The sequence below is a fragment of the Pseudomonas botevensis genome (assembly GCF_019145475.1).
In the GTDB taxonomy this organism is placed as follows: Bacteria; Pseudomonadota; Gammaproteobacteria; order Pseudomonadales; family Pseudomonadaceae; genus Aquipseudomonas; species Aquipseudomonas botevensis.
In genome coordinates, this window is sequence record NZ_JAHTKI010000001.1 from 164,547 (window position 1) to 187,943 (window position 23,397).

At 62.0% G+C, this 23,397-nt stretch carries 23 protein-coding genes; 11 read left to right on the forward strand and 12 right to left on the reverse strand.

The window, feature by feature from the left end; translation table 11 throughout:
* The first annotated feature begins 75 nt into the window (after positions 1-75).
* Positions 76-549, forward strand: coding sequence for an Lrp/AsnC family transcriptional regulator (locus tag KVQ74_RS00795; RefSeq protein WP_217829114.1), 474 nt, complete (start codon positions 76-78; stop codon positions 547-549).
* Between the two features lie 66 nt (positions 550-615).
* Here KVQ74_RS00795 and lpdA read toward each other — a convergent pair whose 3' ends face one another.
* Positions 616-2,016 (reverse strand): dihydrolipoyl dehydrogenase, encoded by a 1,401-nt coding sequence (gene lpdA / locus KVQ74_RS00800; RefSeq protein ID WP_217829115.1) that lies wholly within the window; start codon positions 2,014-2,016, stop codon positions 616-618.
* A gap of 214 nt (positions 2,017-2,230) precedes the next feature.
* Here lpdA and hflK (KVQ74_RS00805) point away from each other — a divergent pair, with 214 nt between their 5' ends.
* The 5 genes from hflK (KVQ74_RS00805) (at position 2,231) to cfaB (ending at position 9,565) form a co-directional block, all read left to right on the forward strand.
* Entirely contained in the window at positions 2,231-4,192 is a 1,962-nt protein-coding gene (gene hflK, locus KVQ74_RS00805) for a protease modulator HflK (RefSeq protein ID WP_217829117.1), read from the forward strand.
* Positions 4,189-5,238 (forward strand): protease modulator HflC, encoded by a 1,050-nt coding sequence (gene hflC, locus KVQ74_RS00810; RefSeq protein WP_217829118.1) that lies wholly within the window; start codon positions 4,189-4,191, stop codon positions 5,236-5,238. The genes hflK (KVQ74_RS00805) and hflC overlap by 4 nt, the downstream gene beginning before the upstream one ends.
* Positions 5,235-6,296 (forward strand): protease modulator HflK, encoded by a 1,062-nt coding sequence (gene hflK / locus KVQ74_RS00815; protein ID WP_217829119.1) that lies wholly within the window; start codon positions 5,235-5,237, stop codon positions 6,294-6,296. The genes hflC and hflK (KVQ74_RS00815) overlap by 4 nt, the downstream gene beginning before the upstream one ends.
* On the forward strand, positions 6,293-8,200 hold the full coding sequence (locus KVQ74_RS00820; RefSeq protein ID WP_217829120.1) for a heavy metal translocating P-type ATPase: 1,908 nt from the start codon (positions 6,293-6,295) through the stop codon (positions 8,198-8,200). The genes hflK (KVQ74_RS00815) and KVQ74_RS00820 overlap by 4 nt, the downstream gene beginning before the upstream one ends.
* A gap of 177 nt (positions 8,201-8,377) precedes the next feature.
* Positions 8,378-9,565 (forward strand): C17 cyclopropane fatty acid synthase CfaB, encoded by a 1,188-nt coding sequence (gene cfaB, locus KVQ74_RS00825; RefSeq protein WP_217829121.1) that lies wholly within the window; start codon positions 8,378-8,380, stop codon positions 9,563-9,565.
* On the opposite strand, the gene cls is transcribed toward cfaB, so the two are convergent.
* Entirely contained in the window at positions 9,562-11,001 is a 1,440-nt protein-coding gene (cls, locus tag KVQ74_RS00830; RefSeq protein ID WP_217829123.1) for a cardiolipin synthase, read from the reverse strand. The two genes, cfaB and cls, sit on opposite strands and share 4 nt — an antisense overlap.
* Positions 11,002-11,147: 146 nt before the next feature.
* On the opposite strand from cls, the gene KVQ74_RS00835 reads away from it, so the two are divergent.
* Positions 11,148-11,666 (forward strand): DUF3617 domain-containing protein, encoded by a 519-nt coding sequence (locus KVQ74_RS00835; RefSeq protein WP_217829124.1) that lies wholly within the window; start codon positions 11,148-11,150, stop codon positions 11,664-11,666.
* Between the two features lie 83 nt (positions 11,667-11,749).
* On the opposite strand, the gene KVQ74_RS00840 is transcribed toward KVQ74_RS00835, so the two are convergent.
* Genes KVQ74_RS00840 through folE2 form a run of 6 tightly spaced genes read right to left on the reverse strand, consistent with a single transcriptional unit; the run spans position 11,750 to position 16,956 of the window.
* Positions 11,750-13,081 carry a dihydroorotase gene (locus KVQ74_RS00840; RefSeq protein ID WP_217829125.1) on the reverse strand — a complete coding sequence of 444 codons (1,332 nt, stop codon included), beginning with the start codon at positions 13,079-13,081 and terminating at the stop codon, positions 11,750-11,752.
* A 3-nt stretch (positions 13,082-13,084) separates the two neighbouring features.
* Positions 13,085-13,645 (reverse strand): gamma carbonic anhydrase family protein, encoded by a 561-nt coding sequence (locus KVQ74_RS00845; protein WP_217829126.1) that lies wholly within the window; start codon positions 13,643-13,645, stop codon positions 13,085-13,087.
* On the reverse strand, positions 13,642-14,517 hold the full coding sequence (locus tag KVQ74_RS00850) for a metal ABC transporter substrate-binding protein (protein WP_217829127.1): 876 nt from the start codon (positions 14,515-14,517) through the stop codon (positions 13,642-13,644). Before KVQ74_RS00850 ends, KVQ74_RS00845 begins: the two co-directional genes overlap by 4 nt.
* Before the next feature lie 11 nt (positions 14,518-14,528).
* Positions 14,529-15,395, reverse strand: a complete 867-nt coding sequence (locus tag KVQ74_RS00855) for a metal ABC transporter permease (protein WP_217829128.1) — start codon at positions 15,393-15,395, stop codon at positions 14,529-14,531.
* Complete coding sequence (locus KVQ74_RS00860; RefSeq protein ID WP_217829129.1) at positions 15,395-16,063, reverse strand: metal ABC transporter ATP-binding protein; 669 nt, start codon at positions 16,061-16,063, stop codon at positions 15,395-15,397. The genes KVQ74_RS00855 and KVQ74_RS00860 overlap by 1 nt, the downstream gene beginning before the upstream one ends.
* A complete protein-coding gene (folE2, locus tag KVQ74_RS00865; protein WP_217829130.1) occupies positions 16,060-16,956 on the reverse strand; it encodes a GTP cyclohydrolase FolE2 in 897 nt (298 codons plus the stop codon). The genes KVQ74_RS00860 and folE2 overlap by 4 nt, the downstream gene beginning before the upstream one ends.
* An 84-nt stretch (positions 16,957-17,040) precedes the next feature.
* Between folE2 and KVQ74_RS00870 the strand changes: the two genes are divergently transcribed.
* Positions 17,041-18,243 (forward strand): N-acetylmuramoyl-L-alanine amidase, encoded by a 1,203-nt coding sequence (locus tag KVQ74_RS00870; RefSeq protein ID WP_217829131.1) that lies wholly within the window; start codon positions 17,041-17,043, stop codon positions 18,241-18,243.
* Here KVQ74_RS00870 and KVQ74_RS00875 read toward each other — a convergent pair.
* Positions 18,240-18,614: a glutamine synthetase gene (locus KVQ74_RS00875; protein ID WP_217829132.1), complete on the reverse strand. Its 375-nt coding sequence runs from the start codon at positions 18,612-18,614 to the stop codon at positions 18,240-18,242. The genes KVQ74_RS00870 and KVQ74_RS00875 overlap by 4 nt on opposite strands.
* 203 nt (positions 18,615-18,817) lie before the next feature.
* Here KVQ74_RS00875 and zigA point away from each other — a divergent pair, with 203 nt between their 5' ends.
* Positions 18,818-20,023, forward strand: coding sequence for a zinc metallochaperone GTPase ZigA (gene zigA / locus KVQ74_RS00880; protein ID WP_217829134.1), 1,206 nt, complete (start codon positions 18,818-18,820; stop codon positions 20,021-20,023).
* A 3-nt stretch (positions 20,024-20,026) separates the two neighbouring features.
* On the opposite strand, the gene KVQ74_RS00885 is transcribed toward zigA, so the two are convergent.
* On the reverse strand, positions 20,027-20,383 hold the full coding sequence (locus KVQ74_RS00885) for an NADH:ubiquinone oxidoreductase (protein ID WP_217829135.1): 357 nt from the start codon (positions 20,381-20,383) through the stop codon (positions 20,027-20,029).
* A 26-nt stretch (positions 20,384-20,409) separates the two neighbouring features.
* On the opposite strand from KVQ74_RS00885, the gene KVQ74_RS00890 reads away from it, so the two are divergent.
* The gene (locus KVQ74_RS00890; protein ID WP_217829136.1) at positions 20,410-21,375 is read left to right on the forward strand and encodes a CobW family GTP-binding protein; all 966 of its coding nucleotides are present in this window, start codon (positions 20,410-20,412) and stop codon (positions 21,373-21,375) included.
* 6 nt (positions 21,376-21,381) lie between these two features.
* On the opposite strand, the gene KVQ74_RS00895 is transcribed toward KVQ74_RS00890, so the two are convergent.
* On the reverse strand, positions 21,382-21,795 hold the full coding sequence (locus KVQ74_RS00895; RefSeq protein WP_217829137.1) for a DUF3301 domain-containing protein: 414 nt from the start codon (positions 21,793-21,795) through the stop codon (positions 21,382-21,384).
* 117 nt (positions 21,796-21,912) lie between these two features.
* On the opposite strand from KVQ74_RS00895, the gene pdxY reads away from it, so the two are divergent.
* Positions 21,913-22,785: a pyridoxal kinase PdxY gene (gene pdxY / locus KVQ74_RS00900; RefSeq protein WP_217829139.1), complete on the forward strand. Its 873-nt coding sequence runs from the start codon at positions 21,913-21,915 to the stop codon at positions 22,783-22,785.
* Between the two features lie 116 nt (positions 22,786-22,901).
* Here the strand turns inward: pdxY and KVQ74_RS00905 are convergent, their stop codons facing one another.
* Positions 22,902-23,384, reverse strand: coding sequence for an acyl-CoA thioesterase (locus KVQ74_RS00905; RefSeq protein ID WP_008064551.1), 483 nt, complete (start codon positions 23,382-23,384; stop codon positions 22,902-22,904).
* Positions 23,385-23,397 lie beyond the last annotated feature (13 nt).

The window sequence follows — 23,397 nt, forward strand, 5'->3', positions numbered from 1 at the left end:
AGTTCGCTTCAAAGTCATTCAGGATTGGCATAACCTGCTTTCTTTTTGCCGTGAAACCATCAGGATCTGCCAATCATGAAACTCGACGCCTTCGATCGCAAGATTCTCGCCGCGCTGCAACGGGACGGGCGCCTGAGCAATGTGCAACTGGCGGACGAGATCGGTCTGTCCGCTTCGCCTTGTCTGCGCCGGGTGCGGATGCTCGAAGAGGCGGGGGTGATTCGCGGTTATCAGGCGAACCTCGATCGCGACGAGGTGGGATTGGGGCTGACGGTGTTTGTCGGGGTGAAGGTCGAACGCCATAACGACGAGCAGGCCGAGGCGTTTCACCGGGCGGTGACGGCGTTGCCCGAGGTGCTTTCGGCGTTTCTGGTGTCCGGCGAGTCGGATTTCCTGCTGCAAGTGGTGGTGCCGGACCTGCGTGCCTATGACCGTTTTCTCACCGGTTGCCTGCTGAAGTTGCCGGGGGTGAGCGATATCCGCAGCAACTTCGCGATCCATACGGTGAAGACGCCGGGGGCGTTGCCGTTGGGGCATCTTCCGCAGTAGACCGGGTTGTTCCCCTTCGCGGGCAAGCCCGCGAAGGGGATCGGCCGGTCACTGACGCGCAAAGCCTTACATCTGCGTCGCCATCCCCTCCACGTTCATTGCTGCCTGGCGCAATGCCTCGGAGCGCGTCGGGTGCGGGTGGCAGGTGAGGGCGATGTCCTCGGCCGAGGCGCTGAACTCCATGGCCACGCAGAACTCGCCGATCATTTCACTGACGCTCGGCCCGACCAGATGCACGCCGAGGACTTCATCGGTGCGTTCGTCGGCGATGACTTTGGCAAAACCTTCGGTCTCGTGGTTGATCTTCGCCCGGCTGTTGGCGGTGAACGGGAATTTGCCGACCTTGTAGGCCCGGCCTTCGGCCTTGAGCTGCTCTTCGGTCTTGCCGACGCTGGCCAGTTCCGGTCGGGTGTAGATCACGTTGGGGATCAGCTCGTAATTGACTTCCCCGGCCTTGCCGACGATCTGCTCGATGCAGGCCATGGCTTCGTCTTCCGCCTTGTGCGCGAGCATCGGCCCGGACGTGACATCGCCGATGACCCACACGCCGGGCGCTTCGGTGCGATGCTGTTTGTTGGCGAGCATGCCGCGTTTGTCGGTGCTCAGGCCGACATTCTCCAGCCCCAGGCCCTTTGTGTAAGGCCGGCGACCGATCGCCACCAGCACGTAATCGGCTTCCAGCCGCTCGGCGGCGCCACCGGCGGCAGGTTCGACGCTCAGTTGCACGCCGCTGGCGGTCGAGGTGGCGCTGGTGACTTTCGAACTCAATTTGAAGGCGATGCCTTGTTTGCTCAGAGAGCGTTGCAGGGTTTTGCCGGCCTCGCCATCGACGCCTGGGCAGATGCGGTCGAGGTATTCGACCACCGTGACCTGTGCTCCCAGGCGCCGCCAGACCGAACCGAGTTCGAGGCCGATGACCCCGGCGCCGATCACCACCAGATGCCGGGGCACCTCGTTCAGCGACAGGGCGCCGGTGGAGTCGAGGATGCGTTGGTTGTCGATGTCCACGCCGGGCAGGGGGGTGGGCTCGGAGCCGGTGGCGATGACAATGTCCTTGGCCGTCAGCTCGATCCGGCTGCCCTGATCGCCGGTCACACTGACCTTGCCCGGGCCGTCGATGTGGCCCCAGCCCTTGATCCAGTCGACCTTGTTCTTGCGAAACAGAAATTCGATGCCCTTGGTCAGTCCCGCCACGCTTTCGTCTTTCTGTTTCATCATTTGCGCGAGGTTGAGGGTCGGCTGGACCTCGATACCGAGGTTGGCGAACTCTGTACCCGTGGCCGCTTCGTACAGCTCCGAGGCATGCAGCAAGGCCTTGGACGGCATGCAGCCAACGTTCAGGCAGGTGCCGCCGAGGGTTGCGCGACCTTCCACGCAAGCGGCCTTGAGGCCCAGCTGACCGGCGCGGATCGCCGCGTTATAACCGCCCGGGCCACCGCCCAGAATCACCACGTCATAGTTGCTCATGCTCTTGCTCCTGACTGAAGGATGCGGATCGATAACAGTAGTTCGGAGTAAAAATTATGAGCGTAATATGAGCGTTTCCAGCGATTTCGGTCAAGGCTTCAGGCAAGCGACAGGTTGCATGGCGTTCAGGTTGGGAAAATGAGTACAAATATTTCACAGCTTTCGTTATATCGTAACGATATGTGCAGTGAGCCAAGTGTGAGTTCGGGGGGATATGCAAGTCGATCTGGAGGTTGATGGCACGCAAGTGACCGGATTGCCGCGCTTTCAGCAAGCGGCGGCGCAGGGGCGGCGCTTGCGCCGGTTGGCGATTGGCCTTGGCGGGCTGGCGGCAGTCGGTTGGGTGCTGGCGTTCTTCGTTGGCCTGTTTGCGGCCCAATCCTTGTGGCCGGCGTTGCTGGTCAACCAGAGCGCGGCGTTGCTGGTACTCGCGGCCGGGCTGCAATCGGCGGGGTGGGTGACGCGCTGGCGGGAGCGGGTGATCCATCCGCCGTTGACGGTCGCTGCCGCGCCGGACGATCAGCCTGCCCCGGACGGTTGGTACGAACGCCTGCTCGATCGCTTGAGCCAGCGCAGCCTGCATCTGCTTGCGCAGATCGGCGCCGCTACATTGTGGCTGGGTGGTTGGGCGCTGTTGGTGTTGCTCGGCATCGAGCAGACGTGGAACCTCACCTTGCCGTCGGCGGCTACCGGTTTGTCCGCCACCGTCGGTGCGGCCGTGGCGCTGCTGCTGGCGTTCGGTTTGCTGGTGCTGGAGCGGCAACTGGCCCAGGAAAACCCGGCGCAATGGCCCGAAGCCGGCGCATTGGCACAACTGACGCGGGTGACGATCATCACGCTGGTGCTGGGCGCATTGTGTCTGTTGTTTGCCAGTGAAAATGCGGTCTGGCCTGTGCGCCTGGCGGTGCTGATCGGTCTTTTGCCGGGGCTGGTCGCTGTCGAGTTGCTGCTGCGTGCCTTGCTGTCGCTGTTCAGCCCGCGCCGCGAACAGCTCGAACCGACGTTGCTGGCCCGCAGTTTTGTCGCCGACCTGCTGCGCTGGCCGCCCCAGCCGCTGCTTGCGTTGCAGCACGAATTACACAACCGTTTCGGCATCGATCTGCGCCAGATCTGGGCCTTCAGTTACATGCGCCGCGCGTTCTGGCCGGTGCTGGCGCTGGTTGCGGCGGTGGGCTGGTTGCTCACCGGCATCCATGAAATACCCCTACAAAGCCGTGGCATCTACGAGCGTTTCGGCAAACCGGTGCAGGTGTTCGGTCCGGGTCTGCATGCCGGTCTGCCCTGGCCGCTGGGGCGGGTGCTGAGCGTCGAAAACGGTGTGGTGCACGAGCTGGCGACCAGCATTGGAGAAAATCCCGCGCCGCCGCAGCCGGACCCGGCGGAAGGCCCGGCGCCGCTGACCGCCAACCGCTTGTGGGACGCCAGTCACGTCAACGATAAATCCCAGGTCATCGCCAGCCGCCGTGGCGATCAGCAGGGCTTGCAGATCGTCAACATGGACGTGCGCTTTGTCTACCGCATCGGCCTCAGCGATCAAGCGGCGCTCGCCGCCACTTACAACAGCGCCGATGTGCCGACGCTGATTCGCAGCACCGCCAGCCGCATTCTCGTACACGACTTCGCCTCGCGGACCCTCGACGGTTTGCTCGGCGAAGACAGGGAAGGGCTGGCCGAAGAAATCGGTCGCGCGGTGCAAGGCGATCTGCAAAAGCTCGACAGCGGCGTGGAAATCCTTGCCACCGTGGTCGAAGCGATTCATCCGCCGGCCGGCGCGGCGAATGCCTATCACAGCGTTCAAGCGGCGCAGATCGGCGCGCAGGCATTGATTTCCCGCGAGCGCGGTGCCGCCGCCGAAGCGAATAATCAGGCACAACTTCAGGCGAGCCTTGTTCAGGATCAGGCCAGCGCCAGTGCCCATGAAATCAACGCCACGGCGCGCGCGGCGGATCTGAGGTTCAGCGCCGAACAAAAAGCCTATGCCAGCGCCGGCCAGGCGTTCGTGTTGGAGCAATACCTCAGTCAACTCAGCCAGGGTTTGAGCAAGGCCAGATTGCTGGTGCTCGACCATCGCCTGGGCGGCAGCAGCAATGCGCCGACCATCGACCTGCGTACGTTCACGCTGCCGGCGGACCCCGTGCCGGCGCGCGCCACCGCTCAACCAGGAGCCACCCATTGAGCCAGTCGCACACTCACGATCACCATGACCACAGCGGCCACGATCATGCTCATGGCGGTGGACACCACCATCACGGGCATCATCACCATCACCACCACGGTGCGCCGGAAGAGGCGGGGCCATTCCCCTGGCGGCGGATGGGCTGGGCCGTGTTGCTGGTGGCCTTTGCCGTCGCGGCGGCGAGCCTGGTGCAGGTGCGCTCCGGTGAGGCCACGGTCATCACCCGTTTCGGCAATCCGTCCCGGGTCTTGCTGGAGCCGGGTTTGAGCTGGCGCTGGCCGGCGCCGTTCGAAGCGGCGATTCCGGTGGATCTGCGTCTGCGCACGACCTCCAGCGGCTTGCAGGACGTCGGCACCCGCGACGGTTTGCGCATCATCGTGCAGGCATACGTGGCGTGGCAGGTGCAGGGCGATCCGGACAACGTGCAGCGCTTCATGCGCGCGGTACAGAACCAGCCGGATGAAGCGGCGCGGCAGATTCGCACCTTTGTCGGTTCGGCGCTGGAAACCACGGCCGCCAGTTTTGATCTGGCGAACCTGGTGAACACCGATGCCAGTCAGGTTCACATCGCCGATTTCGAAGCGCAGTTGCGCCAGCAGATCGATCAGCAGTTGCTCGCCACTTATGGCGTGCGTGTGGTGCAGGTCGGTATCGAACGCTTGACCCTGCCTTCGGTGACGCTGACGGCGACGGTCGATCGTATGCGCGCCGAGCGTGAAACCATTGCCACTGAACGTACCGCCATCGGCAAGCGTGAGGCGGCGCAGATCCGTTCCGCCGCCGAACGCGATGCGCGAATCGTGCAGGCCGATGCCACGGTGAAAGCGGCGGAAATCGAGGCGCAATCGCGAGTCGAAGCGGCGCAGATTTATGGTCGCGCTTACGCGGGTTCGCCGCAGCTGTATAACCTGCTGCGCTCGCTGGACACCCTCGGCACCATCGTTTCGCCGGACACCAAACTGATTCTGCGCACCGACGCCGCACCGTTCCGCGTGCTGGTGGACGGTCCGCCGAATCTTGACGGTAAAAGTGGAACACAGCCATGAGCGAAGAAGTTCCACGTGGAACACAAACGTTGAACAGTGCGTGGATTCAGGCTGGACGCCTGGCGTTTTTCGCACTCTACGGTGTGACAGTACTGGCAGCGTTGGCCTGGGCGTTTTCCAACGTTAGGCAGATTGATCCGCAGAATCGCGCGGTGGTTTTGCACTTTGGAGCGTTGGAGCGCATTCAAAATGCCGGCCTGTTGCTGGCGTGGCCGCAGCCGTTCGAACAGGTGGTGTTACTGCCGGCGGCGGATCGGGTGATCGAGCGGCGGGTGGAAAACCTGCTGCGCAGCGGTGCTGCCGTGCAGGCCGATCGCGTCGCGACATTCGCCACGCCGTTGAGCGATGCACTGGCCGGCTCCGGCTATCTGCTCACCGGTGACGCCGGGGTTGTGCAACTGGATGTGCGGGTGTTCTACAAGGTCATCGATCCGTATGACTTCGTGCTGCAAGGCGATCACGTTTTGCCGGCACTGGATCGACTGGTGACCCGCAGCGCGGTGGCCCTGACCGCCGCGCGGGATCTGGACACGATCCTGGTAGCACGCCCGGAATTGATCGGCTCGGACAACCAGGCTGCCGAGCGCCGGGAGCGGCTGCGTGGTGATCTGGTTCAGGGTATCAATCAGCGACTGGCCGAATTGAAGGCGAGCGGGCAGGGCATCGGCATCGAAGTGGCGCGGGTCGATGTGCAATCGAGTTTGCCGGAGCCGGCCATCAGCGCGTTCAACGCAGTGCTGACCGCCAGTCAGCAAGCCGACAAGACGGTCGCCAACGCCCGCACCGACGCGGAAAAACTCACTCAGTCCGCCAACGAACAGGCTGACCGTACCGTGCAAGTCGCCCATGCCCAGGCCGGTGAGCGACTGGCGAAAGCGTCTGCCGATACCGCAACCGTTCTGGGCCTGGCCAAGGCCCAGAAACAAGGCACTGACCCGCAAATGTTGTTGCGCCTGTATCGCGAGCGGATGCCGAAGATTCTCGGCCAGGCCGGTTCCGTGACCACGGTCGACCCGAAAGACGATTCCCGCCTGATCATTCAGGGAGCCAGTAAATGACTGCGACTACCGCCGCTCCGAGCCTGTTGTCCTCGGCCGAACAACGCCGCGCCGCGCGCCAATTGACCCTGGCGATGCTTGCCCTCGGTCTGCTCGGTCTGGGTCTGATCTGGCGCTGGTTGCTGCCGGAGCAGACCGGTGTCAGCCAGTTACTGCTCGGTTTCGCGTCCTTGCTGGTCGCGGTTCCGGTGATGCGTTCGGCGTGGTTCAGCCTGCGTTACCCGAGCCTGCACGGGATCACCGACCAGTTGATCGCCCTGGCGATGCTCGGTGCCTGGGCCACCGGCGATCTGCTCACGGCGGCGCTGTTGCCGATCATCATGATCTTCGGCCATGTGCTGGAAGAGCGCAGCGTGATCGGTTCCCAGGAAGCGATTCATGCGCTTGGCCAACTGACCCGCAGCCATGCGCGCAAGGTTCAGGCGGACGGCACGATCATCGAGGTCGATAACGGCACGCTCAAGGCGGGCGATACGGTGGAGGTTCGCGCGGGCGACCGGATACCGGCAGACGGTCGGGTGTTGGCCGGCCAGGCCAGTCTGGATACTGCGTCGATCACCGGTGAGTCGGTGCCGGTGGAGGCGGGTGTCGGCATGCCGGTGTTCGGTGGGGCGATCAACCTCGACGGCCTGCTGCGCATCGAGGTAACGCGAACCGGCGACCAGTCGACCCTCGGCAAAGTCATCGCGCTGATGCAAAACGCTGAGCGCTCGAAACCGCCGATCACCCGTTTGCTCGAGCGCTATGCCGGCAGCTACATGGTGCTGGTGTTGCTGCTGGCGGCGGTGACCTGGTTCATCACCAACGACGCGCAGGCGATGCTCGCCGTTCTGGTGGCGGCGTGTCCTTGCGCATTGGTGTTGTCGGCGCCGGCCACGGCGATTGCCGGGGTCGCGGTGGCGGCGCGCCACGGGATCCTGATCCGCAGTTCGGCGTTCCTTGAAGAGTTGGCGGACCTCACCTCGCTGGTGGTGGACAAGACCGGCACCCTGACTTACGGCACATTGCGTTTGCAGTCGATCGACAGCCCGCAGGTGGATCACACCTCGGTGATGGCATTGGCCGCCAGCCTGGGGGCGGCGAGCAGCCACCCGGTCAGTCGCGCCTTGGCGGGGCTGGTCGGCTCGGAAGATGTCCTGGCCTTGACCGACATTCATGAACGCCAGGGCCTCGGCGTAGTGGCAATGACCGCTGACGGCGAAGCGGCGCTCGGGCGTCCGGAGTTGTTTGCCCAACTCGGGATCAGCACCTCGGCCGTTCCCGACCACGATGGCCCGATTGCCGGGCTGGCGCTGAACGGTAAATTTCTCGCCTGGTTGTTGTTGGCCGACAGCGTCAAACCCGAAGCGCGTTTTGCGTTGGGGGAGTTGCGCGAATTGGGCCTGGGGCGCCAGTTGCTGTTGACCGGCGACCGCCAGAGCGTCGCGCAGACGCTGGCGCGGGATGTCGGTCTGCACGAAGTCGAAGCCCAGGCGCTGCCTGAAGACAAGCTCAATCGCGTGCTCAAGGAGATCGACAACGGTTTCCGGCCGATGGTGGTGGGCGACGGCATCAACGATTCCCTGGCGCTCAAGGCCGGGGTGGTCGGGGTCGCGATGGGGGCGGGCGGCGCGGACATTGCCCTGGCGTCCGCCGACATCGTGCTGATCGGCAGCGACCTGCGTCGGCTCGGCACCTGCGTACGCCTCAGTCGTCAATGTCGGCGCACCTTGCAGGTGAACGTGATCATCGGCCTGGGCTGGACGCTGGCGATCGTGGTATTCGCCGCGTTCGGCTGGCTCGGTGCCGCCGGAGCAATGATTGCGGCCCTGCTGCATAACCTCAGCACGCTGCTGGTGCTGGGCAACGCCGGGCGGTTGCTGCGCTTTCAGGAGCCGCTGCTCAAGCTGAAAGAGCCGGATTGATCATTTTTCGAACTGTGCGCCCACTTCGCAGTCCTCTGAGAAGGCGCACCGTGACGAGGATGACGATGCGGTTCAGAGCCACCCGGCTCATAGGCGGCGACTATCAAATCGATAGCCTGCTATTTTTCAAGGATGGTCTACCCTCAGATCAGACGTCTGAAACCAGGGGGATATTCCATGCTCGCGCAACTTCCACCGGCCTTACAGAATCTGCAGCTGCCGCTTCGCCTGCGACTCTGGGACGGCCATGAATTCGATCTCGGGCCGGAGCCCAGCGTTACCATCGTGGTCAAGGATCCACAGATGGTGGCTCAGCTCACCCATCCAAGTCTTGATGCGCTGGGGGGCGCATTCGTCGAGGGCAAAGTCGAACTGGAAGGTTCGATCAGCGAAGTCATCCGGGTCTGCGATGAATTGAGCACCGCGCTGCTCGAGGAAGATGAAGACAGCCAGCCGGTGCGAACGCTGCACGACAAGGCGACTGATGCCAAGGCGATTTCCTATCACTACGACCTGTCCAACGAGTTCTACCAGCTATGGCTGGACAGCAACATGGTGTATTCCTGTGCGTATTTCGAGACCGGCAGTGAGTCTCTCGAGCAGGCTCAGGAAGCCAAGTTCCGCCATCTGTGTCGCAAGCTGCGCCTGCAGCCTGGTGAATACCTGCTGGATGTCGGCTGCGGTTGGGGTGGATTGGCCCGCTTCGCTGCGCGCGAGTTTGGCGCCAAAGTGTTTGGCATCACTCTGAGCAAGGAGCAACTGGCGCTGGCCCGGGAACGGGTGAAAACCGAAGGCCTGGAAAATCAGGTCGAACTGCAACTGCTCGACTATCGCGATCTGCCGCAAGACGGTCGGTTCGACAAAGTGGTGAGCGTCGGCATGTTCGAGCACGTCGGCCACGCCAACCTCCCCGAATACACCCGGATTCTGTTCGGTGCGGTGAAGGACGGCGGGCTGGTCATGAATCACGGCATCACCGCCAAGCACACCGATGGCCGCCCGGTGGGACGCGGCGCCGGGGATTTCATCGAGAAGTACGTGTTCCCCAACGGTGAGTTGCCGCACCTGTCGATGATTTCGGCGGCCATCAGTGAAGCGGGTCTGGAAATCGTCGACGTCGAGAGCTTGCGCCTGCATTACGCGCGCACGCTCGATCATTGGAGCGAACGGCTTGAAGATAACCTCGAAGCCGCCGGGAAAATGGTTCCGGAACAGGCACTGCGCATCTGGCGCCTGTACCTGGCCGGTTGCGCCTACGCGTTTGCCCACGGCTGGATCAATCTGCACCAGATCCTCGCGGTGAAAGCCCATCCGGATGGCAGCCATGAACTGCCGTGGACTCGCGACGACATCTACAACCCTTAGAGAATCGGTGAAATGAGCCGGGCGATCCGCATGCCGACCTGTTGCAGGCGGTGGATCTCCCGGCTTTCTTCTTTGGCGATTTCGTAGGCTTGGACGAAGTCTTCGCTGAGCATCTGTTCCACGTGGCGGGCGAACTCGCTGTCGACGGTCAGTAACATCACTTCAAAATTCAGCCGGAACGAACGGTTGTCCAGGTTGGCGCTGCCGATCGCGCTGATCTCGTTGTCGATCAACACCACTTTCTGATGCAGGAACCCCGGTTCGTAGCGGAACACCCGCACCCCGGCGCGTACCGCTTCGAACGCATACAGGCTGGAGGCCGCATAGACGATGCGGTGATCCGGGCGCGAGGGCAGCAGCAGGCGCACATCGACACCGCGCAGCACCGCCAGGCGCAAAGCGGCAAACACGGCTTCGTCGGGAATGAAATAGGGGCTGGTGATCCACACCCGTTCATTGGCGGCGTGGATCGCTTCGACAAAGAACAACGAGCAGGTTTCGTAGGCATCCGCCGGGCCGCTGGCGAGCAACTGGCAAAGCACGCCGTCCTCGGGGTAGGCGTCTGGCAGGATCAGTGGCGGCAGCGAGCGGGCGGCCCAGAACCAGTCTTCGGCGAATGACTCCTGCATGCACGCCACCACCGGGCCGCGCACTTGCACATGGGTGTCGCGCCATGGCGCCAGCGGTGGTTTTTCGCCCATGTATTCGTCGCCGACGTTATGGCCGCCGACAAACCCGACCAGCCCGTCGACCACGACGATCTTGCGATGGTTGCGGAAATTCACCTGGAAACGATTGAGCCAGCCGCTGCGGGTGGCAAAGGCTTTGACCTCGACCCCGGCATCGCGCAGGCTCTGCACGTAGCTGTGGGGCAGGGCATGGCTGCCGATGCGGTCGTAGAGCAGATGGATGGCCACGCCCTCGGCGGCCTTCTTCAGCAGAAGATCGCGCAGGCGCTGGCCGAGGCGGTCGTCATGGATGATGAAAAACTGGATCAGCACCGCTTCCCGCGCCTGACTGATGGCGTTGAAAATCGCCTCGAACGTTGCGGTGCCGTTCACCAGCAACTGCACTTCGTTGTTTGCCAGGCACGGCATGCGTCCCAGCTTGGGCATCGCGCGTAATGAGTCGTAGGCGTTTGAGGCGCGGGCGGTCAGGGCTTCTTCCACCCAGGGCCGCCAGTTGAGTTCGGAGATTGCCTGGCGCATGTGCTCGTTGGCCTGGCGCCGGGCCTTGATGTAGCCATCGAAGGTACTGCGCCCGAACACCAGATACGGAATGAGCGTCAGGTAGGGAATGAAGATCAGCGACAGCGCCCAGGCGATCGAGCCTTGGGCGGTGCGCACGGTCAGCACCGCATGGATCGCGGCGATCGAGCCTAGCGTGTGTATCAGGGCGATCAGATAACCGAAAATGTGCGGTCCGAAATAATCCATGGGGCAACCTTGCTCCTGAAGATTCAATGCTTAACAGACCATGTTCTTATGCGATTGTCGCTATTTGTTTTTCAGCCACGAACGCCGGCCATGAACCGAAACAAGCGGTCGGCGTCTAACGGCCACAACTGATCAGGAGTTTTTCAATGAACGTTCGTCTGCTGGGTTTGGCGCTGGGCCTGGGGTTGGCCTTGCCGTGGGTTGCTCAGGCGCAAATGCTGCAGCCGGGATTGTGGGAAATGACTTCTAGCAACGTGAAGGTCGATGACCAGGCGATGGACGTGCAATCGATTCTCGGCCAGCTTCAGGGCCAGATCACTCCGCAGCAGCGCGCGGAGCTGGAGAAGCAGGGGATCAACATCGGCGGCAAGGGCATCCGTGCCTGTCTGACGCCGCAGCAAGTGGCAACCAATGACATCCCGCTGGCCGACCCGCAATCGGGGTGCAAACAGCAGATCACCGAGCGTAGCGGCAACCAGTGGAAATTCCGCTTCAGTTGCCCACGGGCGCAGGGAACGGGGGTTGCGACGTTCCTCAGTGACCGCGAGTTCACCACCGTTGCCAACGGTACGTTCAACGCCATCGGGATCAATCAGAAGGGCAGTCTGGAGACTCGCGCGGTGTGGTTGGGTCAGGACTGCGGAGCGGTCAAACCGCGCGCTTAAACGCTTCGCGAGCCAGCCCGACGCCCACGGGAAATCTCTGGTTTATCCAGATCCCGTGGGCGCCGGGCTCGCCCGCGAAGGCGTCAGCGCATAAACCGCAATGGCAATCCCTGACATCCGTCATGAACCCGGTTGTCATGCCAGGCCACTTGCCCCGACACCAGCGTCGTACTCACCCGATGACGAAAGCGGCGGCCGGCAAACGGCGTCCATCCGCATTGCGACAGGATCGGCTGGCGTGACACATCCAGCGGCTGCGCCTCCACCAACACCAGATCCGCCCAGTACCCTTCCCGCAGATACCCACGATCCGGAATCGCAAACAGATCCGCCACGCGATGGCTGGTCTTCGCCACCAGCGTGGTCATTGGCAGCACACCGTCGGCCACCAGTTCCAACAGCGCCGGCAGGGCGTGTTGCACTAACGGCAGGCCGGACGGCGCCTGAGCATACGGGCGCTGTTTTTCCGTCCAGGTGTGGGGGGCGTGATCGCTGCCAATGACGTCCAGTCGGTTGCTCAGCAATGCCTCACGTAACGCGTCACGGTCATGCTGCTGCTTGATCGCCGGGTTGCATTTGATCAGGTTGCCGAGGGCCGGATAGTCGCGATCATCGAATAACAAATGGTGCAGACACACCTCGGCAGTGATGCGTTTTTGCGCCAGTGGCTTGTCCTCGAACAGTGCGAGTTCGCGAGCGGTGGTCAGGTGCAGGACATGCAGGCGAGTGCCGTGACGCCGGGCCAGATCCACCGCCAGGGAGGACGAGCGATAGCAGGTTTCGGCATTGCGGATCAGCGCATGAGCGTCCGCCGGCAGATGCTCGCCAAACCGTTCGAGCAGTTCGGCGGCATTGGCGTCGATGCTGGGCGTGTGTTCGCAATGGGCCAGCAAAATCGTCGGCACCTCGGCGAACAGCCGTTCGAGGATCTGCGGATCGTCCACCAGCAGGTTGCCGGTGGACGCGCCCATGAACACTTTCACGCCGGCCACTTCACAGGGATTGAGCGCCGCGACGGTGTCGAGATTGTCCTGGCTGACACCGAAGTGAAAGCCGTAATTGGCCACCGAGTTGATCGCCGCCCGACGTTTTTTATCGGCCAGTGCTTCGAGGGTGAGGGTGGCCGGTCGGGTGTTGGGCATGTCCATGAAACTGGTGATGCCGCCCGCCACCGCCGCGCGGGACTCGGTGTAGAAGCTGCCCTTGTCCGGCGACCCCGGCTCCCGGAAATGCACCTGATCGTCGATCATCCCCGGCAACAGCCATTGGCCGTTGGCGTCGATTTCCAGGGTGGCGTTTTCGCCCTCGATGCTACGGGCGATCTTGACGATGCGCCCATGGCTGACCAGCAGATCGCCATCGAACTCGCGTCCCTCATTTACCAGGCGCGCATTGCGAATCAACACACTGCTCATGATTCAGAACTCGTTCTGCAGGGCCTTGTAGCCGCGCACCAGATCGACGTTGGTGCGCGCCACGTCCTCGGAAAACTCCGAAGCGCTGACGCTCACCGGTGGGAATTGCGAGAGATCGGTGTTCGGGCCGATCCGGGTGGTGGAGGGCACGTAGAACGCGTCCGGCAGATCCCGACCGTCGACCACCGAGTTGTGGCGCACCACGCAACCATCGCCTACCGCGCAGTTGAACAGCACGCTGTTGAAGCCGATGAACACCCGATTACCGACGGTGCATGGGCCGTGCACGATCGAGCGGTGGGCGATGGAGCTGAACTCGCCGATGGTCACCGCCGCGCCGGACTTGGAGTGAATCACCACGCCGTCCTGGATGTTCGAATTGGCGCCGATGATGATGGGCTCCATCGTGCCCGAAGCGTCCACTTCGTCGGCACGGATCACCGCGTAGGGACCGACGAACACGTTCTCGCCGATCACCACTTTGCCGCAGATGATCGCGGTTTTATCGACGTAGGCAGACTCGGCAATTTGCGGCAGATCGCCGGAAGGATTCTTGCGGATCATGGTTGGCTCAGCGCGTTGTAGAGGGTGTTGAGGTTGTATTCGAACAGTCCGGTGAAGGTGCTGGCCGGGCCGCTGGCGGCGAGGGCGTCGGAGTACAGTGTGCCGCCGATCTTCGCGCCGCTTTCGCCGGCGATCTGCTTGAGCAGGCGCGCGTCCTTGATGTTTTCCATGAACACCGCTTTGACCTTGGCCTGGCGGATCTGCGTGATCAGTGCGGCGACTTCGCTGGCGGACGGCTCGCGTTCGGTCGACAGCCCTTGTGGCGCCATGAAGTCGATCCCATAGGCCTGGCCGAGATAGCCAAAGGCATCGTGGCTGGTGACGATCTTGCGATTGCCGGCGGGCAGGGAACCGAGCTTGGCCTTGGCTTCGGCGAGCAGGGCGTAGATCTGTTTCAGATAGGCTTTGCTGTTGCGCTCATAGTCGGCCTGGTTGGCCGGGTCGGCGGCGATCAGTGCCTTGGTGATGTTGGCGATGTACAGCTCAGTGTTCGCCAGGTTGTGCCACGCGTGCGGATCAGGAACGGTTTCGCCGTCCTCGTCCAGCGCGCGAGGAATCACTCCGTGGCTGGCGCTGATCACCGTGGCTTTGGTGTCGGTGCTGGTCACCAGCCGATCCAGCCACGGCTCGAAGCCCAGGCCGTTTTTGACGATCAGCTTCGCCTTGAGCAGGGCCTTGGCGTCATCCGGTGTTGGCTCGTAGGTGTGGGCATCGGCGTCGGGACCGACCATGTTGGTGATCTGGATATGCTCGCCGCCGACCTGATGCACCATGTCGGCAAGAATGCTGAAGCTGGTGACCACCGGCAGTTTTTCCGCCGCCGACAATGACATCGACAGCAACAGGCTGAACAGCACGAGTAGAGCGCGCATCGGGAAACACCTCATTGGGATGTGAGCAAGGGTGGGCGGCGCAGCAAGCCGTGCACCGGCCCGAACACCACGGACAGCAGATAGCCGATGCCGGCGACCAGCACGATCGCCGGGCCGCTGGGCAACGAGTAGTAGAACGACAGCAACAGACCGAGCCATACCGACAGACAGCCGATCAGCCCGGCGATGGCGATCAGGACCGGCAAGCGCCGGCTCCAGAAGCGTGAGGCGATGGCGGGCAGCATCATCAGTCCGACCACCATCAGCGCGCCGATGGCCTGGAAGCCGATCACCAGATTGAGCACCACCAGGGTCAGGAACACGCCGTGGGCGATCGGGCCGAGGCGGCTGACGGTACGCAGGAAAAGGGGATCGAGGGTGTCGAGCAGCAGCGGTTTGTAGATCAGTGCCATGGCACTCAGGCTGATGGCTGAGACCCACAACATGCCGTTCAGGGTTGGACCGTCGACGGCCAGCGCCGAGCCGAACAGCAGGTGCAACAGGTCCAGGCGCTTGCCGGCGATACCCAGAATCAGCACGCCGCTCGCCAAGGAGATCGGATAGATCGCCGCCAGGCTGGCGTCTTCACGCAAGCCGGTGCTGCGGGTGATCCACGCGGCGAGTCCGGCCATACCGAGACCCGCGCCGAGGCCGCCGAAGGTCAGCGCCGGCAGGCTCAGACCGGCGAACCAGAAACCCAATGCGGCGCCGGGCAGAATGCCGTGGGCGACCGCATCGCCGATCAGGCTCATGCGCCTGAGGATCAGAAACACCCCGAGTGGTGCCGTGCTGCAAGCCAGCAGCAGGCCTCCCAGTAATGCCCGTCGCATGAACACGAATTCGTGAAACGGTTGCCAGAAATGCATGAGGGTGAGCATCAGGCCACCCGCGCGTCAGGTGTGGGTTGGAGCAGTTCGGTGCTGGCGCCAAACATGCAGTCGCCACTTTTGAACAACAGGGTTTGCGGGATGTGCTGGCGGACGGCGGGCAGGTCATGACACACGACGAGCAGAGTCCGGCCTTGTGAGTGCCACGCCTGAAGGTGTTGCCAGAGCAGCGACTGACCGAGCTCATCGAGCGCTGCGTCCGGCTCGTCGAGCAGCAGGACGGGCGCGTCGGCGAGGCTCAATCGGGCGAGCAGGGCACGTTGCAGTTCCCCGCCAGAGAGGGCCATCAGCGGACGCTTCTCCAGTCCGCTCAGGTGCCAGTCTTCCAGCGCGGCAGCCAAACGTTGAGTACGCAACCGCGTCGACAGTCGACGTCCCCAGAATCCTGCGGCGACCAGTTCTTGCAGATTGATCGGGAATTGTCGATCCAGATGCTGTTGTTGCGGCAGGAACGACAGGCCACTTTGACGGGGCACACTAAGACTGGCTTTGCCGGACAGCGGCTTCTGCAACCCGGCGATGACTTTCAGCAGGCTGCTTTTGCCACAGCCGTTCGGGCCGACGATGGCCGTCAGGCTTCCGCTGTCCAGACGCAGATTCAAGGGCGGGGTGAGGGGCTGGCCGGGTGCTCCCCAACTCAAGGCTTGGCACCGGATCATGGTAATTCCCGAGTCCAGGTGCTTTCCGCCACGGCATCGTGAGCGTGGAGGCTTTCGGCGTGGATGACTCGCAGGTGGAATTGGCAGATACCTGGCGTGCGACGCAGCGCCAGGTTCAGTCGACGGGCTGCGTCTTCGCAAAACATCAGGTTCTGTCCGTTGGCCAGAGCGAAGGCTTGTTCATCGGCGCGTTTTACAGCGGTTTGCACAGCCGTGCCGAGGGCGGCTTCGGCGTCGTTGATGATCGCATTGAGAGGCAACGCATCGACGAACTCATCCAGATGAACGTGCAGTTGTGCAGTGCTGCGTTGGCTGTGGGGAGTTGCGACGATGCCTTGAGTCGAGCCGAGCCAGTTCAGAACGTCGGCATGCTGCAGTGGCTTATTGGCGAAATCATCGATGAATTGCTGCTGAATCAACTGCCGAGCCAGAGCCGCCGAGCAAGGGCAGGTTGAGGAATATTCCACATCGATTTTCAGTTCCACGTGGAACACTTTGTTTTTCAGGCTGGCCGCAATCGTGACCGGATAGGTTTTCCAGCCGCTGAGCGGGCTGATGAGTGCCGGCTGTTTCAGCAACAGATCGGTATGGATATTCAGGTAGGCGCTGGTGGACAAGCCTTCATGGCTCCGCAGGAATTCCTGCAAAACCTGATACAGAAGAGTCGGTGAAAGGTTCTGCCGCTCCAGCATTTCCAGAGCCAGATACAGCCGAGACATATGAATGCCTCGGGCCTCTCCATCATCAAGACTGACGCCCGCATCGGCCTTGGCAACCAGGCGTTGACCCTCGATTGAAACGGGCAGAGCAATGCCACGCATACCCACCCATTCGAGTGGCAGGGATTGGCGGGTGGCTTGCGCGGCGATATCCGGCAGCGTCAGCGCATTCATGATGAGATCCATTGTGGTGATTGAATTTGATGTTACATTATAACAATTCAAACCACGATGCCTTTTTCATGAACAGGCTTTCATATGCATAGGCGCCACCTGCTTAACCTGATTCTGGCGAGCGCTACGTTGGCTCTGCCGTTTACTGTTTCGGCTACGCAAATTCGTAATGCACGGCTCTGGCGTTCGGAGAACAAGCTACGGTTGGTGTTCGATCTGAGCGGGCCAGTGCGCTACAAGACCTTCTCCTTGGGTTCACCAGAGCGCTTGATCGTCGATCTGAGTGGTGCGACCTTGAGCGGAGATTTCAGCCAGTTGGCGCTGGAAAATTCGGTCATTCGCTCGATCCGCTCGGGGCATTTTGGGCAGGGTGATACGCGCATCGTCCTCGATTTGAGTGAGCCAGTGCAGTTGAACAGTTTCTTGCTCGCCCCCCAGGATGGGCAAGGTCACCGGTTGGTGCTGGACTTGATCAGTGCTGCACCGGCCAAAATCGCGCCCATGGTTCCACGTGAAACACCCACGCAAAAGACTCATGCCAAACGCGACATCATCGTTGTGGTCGATCCTGGACACGGCGGCAAAGACCCCGGTGCGGTGGGCGCCAAAGGTGAGCGGGAAAAAGATGTGGTGCTTTCCATCGCCCAATTGCTCGCGCGACGGCTGAAACGCGAGAAGGGGTTCGGCGTAAAATTGGTACGCAACGACGATTTCTTCGTCCCGTTGCGCAAGCGCGTGGACATTGCCAGGCAGCATAAGGCCGACATGTTTATCTCTGTACACGCCGACGCAGCGCCACGCCTGACTGCCTCCGGTGCTTCGGTGTATTGCTTGTCCGAGGGTGGGGCCACATCGGCCACCGCGCGCTTCATGGCGCAACGGGAGAATGGTGCGGACTTACTGGGTGCTACCAGCCTTCTCAATCTCAAGGACAAGGACCCGATGCTGGCCGGGGTGATTCTCGACATGTCGATGAACGCGACCATCGCTGCCAGTCTGGAACTGGGTGGCACGGTTCTGGGCAGTTTGGCGGGCATTACCACACTGCATCAAAAACGTGTGGAACAGGCTGGATTTGCCGTGCTGAAGTCGCCGGACGTGCCATCGATCCTGGTGGAAACCGGCTTCATTTCCAACGCACGGGACAGCCAGCGACTGGTCACGGCGCGTCATCAGCAGGCTGTGGCGGACGGATTGTTCGCGGGATTACAGCGCTATTTCGAGAAAAACCCACCGGCCGACAGCTACATCGCCTGGCAGCAAGCGCAGAAAAATGGACAGGTTTAGCAGCCGGTAATGCGGCTGCAAGTGAACTTCGCGCTGCTCCCGCCGGAGCTGGAAAACCGGTTGATCGTCGTCCAGCCCACCCGGCGGTTGTAACCCACCCACGCTTCGCCATCTGAAGCGATGCCGGTAAAGAACGTCAGTTGCCCGTAGCGACTGTTGGTCTGCGCCCAGTATCGCCGACCGACCTTTTCGAAACCACGCAGATACATCGTACTGCCCACCGTGTTGACGCTGTAGGCATTGCCTTCGGCGTCAATGCACGCCAACAGGTTGGCGGTGCGGGTGCAGGTGGCAAGCCCTGGAATCTGGCCCCAGGCATTGAAGGTCAACAGCGCGAGGCTCAGGAGCGAGCATTTCAGCGCAATTCTCATGGTGTGTTCCGACAGGTGAAAGAGGTCCAGCTTCATGCCCTGTATGTATTTGGGCAAGAGCAAAGGTGGATTGTTCATATTGTTATACTATAACATTAAATCCAACCTGCTTTCCGTGACCCTGTTTTCAGGCGCCTGCTTCCTTGATTGGAGCCAAAGAGCGCCTTTTCGCTGCCCAGCGGCTGATTTATGAGGATTATCCAATGTCTTACCCGCTTCCCGTGACCGTTTTGTCCGGCTTCCTCGGCGCTGGAAAAAGTACACTTTTGAATTACGTACTACGTAACAGGGACGCGCTGCGCGTTGCTGTAATCGTCAATGATATGAGTGAGATCAATATCGATGGCAGCGAAGTCCAGCGTGATGTCAGCTTGAACCGTGCAGAAGAGAAACTGGTCGAGATGAGCAACGGCTGCATCTGCTGTACGTTACGCGAGGACCTGCTGGAGGAAGTGAGCAAGCTCGCCCGCGATGGCCGTTTCGATTATCTGTTGATCGAGTCCACCGGTATTTCCGAGCCGTTGCCGGTCGCCGAGACCTTTACCTTCCGTGACGAGCAGGGGCAGAGCCTGGCCGACGTCGCGCGCCTCGACACGATGGTCACCGTGGTCGACGGCATGAACTTCCTTCAGGACTACTCAGCTGCCCAGAGCCTTGCCTCTCGCGGTGAAACCCTGGGCGAGGAAGACGAGCGCTCGATCACCGATTTGCTGATCGAGCAGATAGAGTTCGCCGACGTGCTGTTGATCAGCAAGATCGATCTGATCAGCCAGCGCGACCGCGAAGAACTGACGGCGATCCTTAAACGCCTGAATGCCCAGGCCGAGATCATCCCGATGGTGATGGGTGAAGTACCGTTGGAGAAGATCCTGAATACCGGTCGCTTCGACTTCGAAAAAGCCGCGCAGGCCCCTGGATGGTTGCAGGAATTGCGCGGCGAACATGTCCCGGAAACCGAGGAATACGGCATCGCCTCCGGTGCCTACCGAGCGCGGCGGCCGTTCCATCCGGAGCGCTTCTTCAATTTCATCGACCGGCCATGGCCGAACGGCAGGTTGCTGCGTTCAAAGGGCTTTTTCTGGCTTGCGAGCAAGCCGTCGGATGCTGGCAGCTGGTCGCAGGCGGGCGGTTTGATGCGTTACGGATTTGCCGGGCGCTGGTGGCGCTATGTGCCGAAAGATCACTGGCCGCAGGATCAGGAAAGTACCGCAGCGATCATGCAAAACTGGACTTCCAGCGTCGGGGACTGCCGTCAGGAGCTGGTTTTCATCGGGCAGAACATCGATTTCGAGCAGCTCACCTCGGAGCTGGATGCCTGCTTGCTGACCGATGAAGAAATGGCCATCGGCACCGAAGGCTGGCGCTCGCTGGTCGACCCTTTTGGTCCGTGGAGCGAAGAGGCGGCCTGAGGTTCAGGGCTTGAGCCACTTGCCCTGGCTCTGAGTCTCGCAGTACGGCTGCAAGTAAGCGGCGTCGGTGGCGATGCCGTAATAGTGGATATCCTGGCGATAGGGCATATTGGCGACCTGGGCGTTGCTGCATACGCCGAACGCGCCGCCGGGGCACTGGTCGACGTATTGCACGTCGACTTTCTGCCCGGCCAGGGTCGGTTGGCAGAAACCGTCGTTGAACAGCTTTTCCGGGATGTTGCGGTTCTGCTGGCAGACCTTGACGTCCAGTCGCTCGGCCTGGCTATGAACCACACAGGCTTGCGCCAGCACCTGCCCCGACAGCAACATCAACAGCAACCAACCTCCCAACCACCGCATCAACGACCTCCAGAAAAACGCCACGCATGCTGCAGAACATTCCTACCCACGTCATCGCAGGCCCCTTGGGCGCCGGCAAGACCAGCCTGATCCGCCAACTCATGGCCCAGCGTCCGGCCGGCGAACGCTGGGCGGTGCTGATCAACGAGTTCGGCCAGATCGGTCTCGATGCCGCGCTGCTGACCCGCGACGTCGATGGTATCGCACTGGGCGAGGTCGCCGGGGGCTGTTTGTGTTGCGTGAACGGTGCGCCGTTTCAGATCGGTCTGGGGCGCCTGCTGCGCAAAGCCAGGCCGGACCGACTGTTTATAGAGCCTTCCGGATTAGGGCATCCGGCGCAGTTGCTCAAGCAGTTGAGTGAGGCGCCGTGGCTGGGCGTACTGGCGGTTCAGCCGTGTGTGCTGGTGCTGGATGCGCAGGCTCTGGCGCAGGGGAAAACACTCTCGGCCCCGCAACAAGAGGCCTTGGCGAGCGCGGGTTTATTGCTGTTGAACAAGTCTGAGGGTGTCGATGAATCCGTGCGTCCGGCGATCATCGGACAACTCCCGCCAGTCCCGGTGATCTGGACGCAAAACGCCGCGCTGGCGTTGAGCGAGCTACCGGGATTGGCGGCAAGGGCTGTAGCAGGGGCGGACAATCCGGTGCTGCCGAAAGGATTGGCGCAGTTGCCAGCGGTCTGGAGCGACCCGGCGCAGCCGATTTGTCTGAGCCAGGCGCAGGAGGGCGGTTGGAGTATTGGTTGGCGCTGGCATCCCGACCAGACCTTCGACGCGGGGCGCATTGCTCGTTGGCTTGAGGGTCTGGTCTGGCGCCGCGCGAAACTGGTTATCCACAGTGCCCGGGGCTGGGTTTCGGCGAATGCCCTGGAGAATGCCGAGCTGAACTGGCAGACGAGCGAATGGCGGCGGGATTCGCGGCTCGAGCTGATTTTCACCGATCCGCAGGATGTCGAGTTGCTTCAGGCTGGTTTGGCCCGCTGCCGGGTGGCTTGAGTCAGCTCACGGCTTCCACTTGGTGTGTTCCTGGCGCCACTGGCTCAGCTCGATCACCTCGGCCCGTGGTTTGTTCACCTCGACCACCGGCGGTGTGTCATCGAACGGGGCCGGGTAGGGCGCCAGTTCGATCTGGGCGCTGTGCGCGCCGAATTGGGTAATGGTGCCGTTGTGACGGGTTTCGCCGGTCACGGTGAATTCGAAATTGTAGACCCGCGCCAATCGCCGGCGACCGCTGGCGTCCTTGATGAAGCCAATCTTTTTCAGTGCGACGTTGCCGTCGAGCAGCTCCACGCCGACGTTCACGCAATGTTGCTTGACCCGTTCCAGCGCCCGCTCGCGCAAGCCGTGGTTGTGCCATAGCCAGGCGCCAGCAGCGGCGAACAGCATCAGCACGAAGATGTTTTCGAGGGTCAGCATCAACAAGTAACTCCAAAAGAGGGCATCAGCTTAACTGCGTCGCCGGTCTGTCGTACAGGCTGCGTTTCGTCGCATACTGCGCGGCTCGAATTTCAATCGTTTTACGGAAAAACCCGAATGAAACGTACGCCTCACTTGCTCGCCATCCAGTCCCATGTGGTGTTCGGCCACGCCGGCAACAGCGCTGCGGTTTTTCCGATGCAGCGGGTCGGGGTGAATGTCTGGCCGCTCAACACCGTGCAGTTTTCCAACCACACCCAGTACGGCCAATGGGCCGGGGAAGTGCTGGCGCCGCATCAGATCCCGGAACTGGTGGAAGGGATCGCCGCCATCGGCGAGCTGGGCAACTGCGACGCGGTGCTGTCCGGATATCTGGGCAGCGCGGCCCAGGGGCGGGCGATTCTCAGTGGCGTGGCGCGGATCAAGTCGGTCAACCCCAAGGCGTTATACCTGTGTGATCCGGTGATGGGGCACCCGGAAAAGGGCTGCAGCGTACCGGCCGAAGTCAGCGATTTCCTCCTGGAGGAAGCGGCGGCGGTGGCGGACTTCATGTGTCCGAACCAGTTGGAGCTGGACAGCTTCTGCGGGCGCAAGCCGCAATCGTTGTTTGATTGCCTGGCCATGGCGCGCTCGCTGCTGGCTCGCGGGCCGCAGGCGGTGCTGGTCAAGCATCTGGATTATCCGGGCAAGCCGGCGGAAGCCTTTGAAATGCTGCTGGTGACCGCCGAGGGCAGTTGGCATCTGCGCCGTCCGCTGCTGGCGTTCCCGCGTCAGCCGGTGGGCGTGGGCGATCTGACTTCCGGGCTGTTCCTGGCGCGCGTGCTGTTGGGGGACAGCCTGGTGGCCGCGTTCGAATTTACCGCGGCGGCGGTGCATGAAGTGCTGCTGGAAACCCAGGCGTGCGCCAGTTATGAGCTGCAGCTGGTTCGGGCGCAGGATCGAATTGCGCATCCTCGGGTGAAGTTCGAGGCGACGCCGATCAGTCTTTAAGACCGCGCTACGCCCATTCACGAGCAAGCCCGCTCCCCCAGATGATCACGGTCAACTGGGGGAGCGGGCTTGCTCGCGGAGGCTATCTATAAAACGACATCACCCCAAAGGGCCGATCAGGCGTCGCCCTTGATCTCCTGATAGCGCTTTTCCAGCTCCTGACGAATCTGCCGACGCTGCTGCGCCTGCATATAGCGGCGCTTGTCTTCACTGTTTTCCGGCTGCAGCGGTGGCACCGGCGCCGGTTTGCGCTGGTCGTCGACGGCGACCATGGTGAAGAAGCAGCTGTTGGTGTGGCGCACCGAGCGCTCGCGGATGTTCTCGGTCACGACTTTGATGCCGACTTCCATCGAGGTGTTGCCGGTGTAGTTGACCGACGCCAGGAACGTCACCAGTTCGCCGACATGGATCGGCTCGCGGAAAATCACCTGATCCACCGACAGTGTCACGACGTAGCGGCCGGCATAGCGGCTGGCGCAGGCGTAGGCGACTTCATCGAGGTATTTGAGCAGGGTGCCGCCGTGGACATTGCCAGAGAAGTTGGCCATGTCGGGGGTCATCAGTACCGTCATCGACAGCTGGGCGTTTCCGGGTTCCATAACATTCTCACGG

Bases quoted from the DNA above. Each gene is read 5' to 3' on its own strand.
- KVQ74_RS00795 (WP_217829114.1), top strand. From the start codon at position 76: ATGAAACTCGACGCCTTCGATCGCAAGATTCTCGCCGCGCTGCAACGG.
- lpdA (WP_217829115.1), bottom strand. From the start codon at position 2,016: ATGAGCAACTATGACGTGGTGATTCTGGGCGGTGGCCCGGGCGGTTAT.
- hflK (WP_217829117.1), top strand. From the start codon at position 2,231: ATGCAAGTCGATCTGGAGGTTGATGGCACGCAAGTGACCGGATTGCCG.
- hflK (WP_217829119.1), top strand. From the start codon at position 5,235: ATGAGCGAAGAAGTTCCACGTGGAACACAAACGTTGAACAGTGCGTGG.
- KVQ74_RS00820 (WP_217829120.1), top strand. From the start codon at position 6,293: ATGACTGCGACTACCGCCGCTCCGAGCCTGTTGTCCTCGGCCGAACAA.
- cfaB (WP_217829121.1), top strand. From the start codon at position 8,378: ATGCTCGCGCAACTTCCACCGGCCTTACAGAATCTGCAGCTGCCGCTT.
- cls (WP_217829123.1), bottom strand. From the start codon at position 11,001: ATGGATTATTTCGGACCGCACATTTTCGGTTATCTGATCGCCCTGATA.
- KVQ74_RS00835 (WP_217829124.1), top strand. From the start codon at position 11,148: ATGAACGTTCGTCTGCTGGGTTTGGCGCTGGGCCTGGGGTTGGCCTTG.
- KVQ74_RS00840 (WP_217829125.1), bottom strand. From the start codon at position 13,081: ATGAGCAGTGTGTTGATTCGCAATGCGCGCCTGGTAAATGAGGGACGC.
- KVQ74_RS00845 (WP_217829126.1), bottom strand. From the start codon at position 13,645: ATGATCCGCAAGAATCCTTCCGGCGATCTGCCGCAAATTGCCGAGTCT.
- KVQ74_RS00850 (WP_217829127.1), bottom strand. From the start codon at position 14,517: ATGCGCGCTCTACTCGTGCTGTTCAGCCTGTTGCTGTCGATGTCATTG.
- KVQ74_RS00855 (WP_217829128.1), bottom strand. From the start codon at position 15,395: ATGCTCACCCTCATGCATTTCTGGCAACCGTTTCACGAATTCGTGTTC.
- KVQ74_RS00860 (WP_217829129.1), bottom strand. From the start codon at position 16,063: ATGATCCGGTGCCAAGCCTTGAGTTGGGGAGCACCCGGCCAGCCCCTC.
- folE2 (WP_217829130.1), bottom strand. From the start codon at position 16,956: ATGAATGCGCTGACGCTGCCGGATATCGCCGCGCAAGCCACCCGCCAA.
- KVQ74_RS00870 (WP_217829131.1), top strand. From the start codon at position 17,041: ATGCATAGGCGCCACCTGCTTAACCTGATTCTGGCGAGCGCTACGTTG.
- KVQ74_RS00875 (WP_217829132.1), bottom strand. From the start codon at position 18,614: ATGAGAATTGCGCTGAAATGCTCGCTCCTGAGCCTCGCGCTGTTGACC.
- zigA (WP_217829134.1), top strand. From the start codon at position 18,818: ATGTCTTACCCGCTTCCCGTGACCGTTTTGTCCGGCTTCCTCGGCGCT.
- KVQ74_RS00885 (WP_217829135.1), bottom strand. From the start codon at position 20,383: ATGCGGTGGTTGGGAGGTTGGTTGCTGTTGATGTTGCTGTCGGGGCAG.
- KVQ74_RS00890 (WP_217829136.1), top strand. From the start codon at position 20,410: ATGCTGCAGAACATTCCTACCCACGTCATCGCAGGCCCCTTGGGCGCC.
- KVQ74_RS00895 (WP_217829137.1), bottom strand. From the start codon at position 21,795: ATGCTGACCCTCGAAAACATCTTCGTGCTGATGCTGTTCGCCGCTGCT.
- pdxY (WP_217829139.1), top strand. From the start codon at position 21,913: ATGAAACGTACGCCTCACTTGCTCGCCATCCAGTCCCATGTGGTGTTC.
- KVQ74_RS00905 (WP_008064551.1), bottom strand. From the start codon at position 23,384: ATGGAACCCGGAAACGCCCAGCTGTCGATGACGGTACTGATGACCCCC.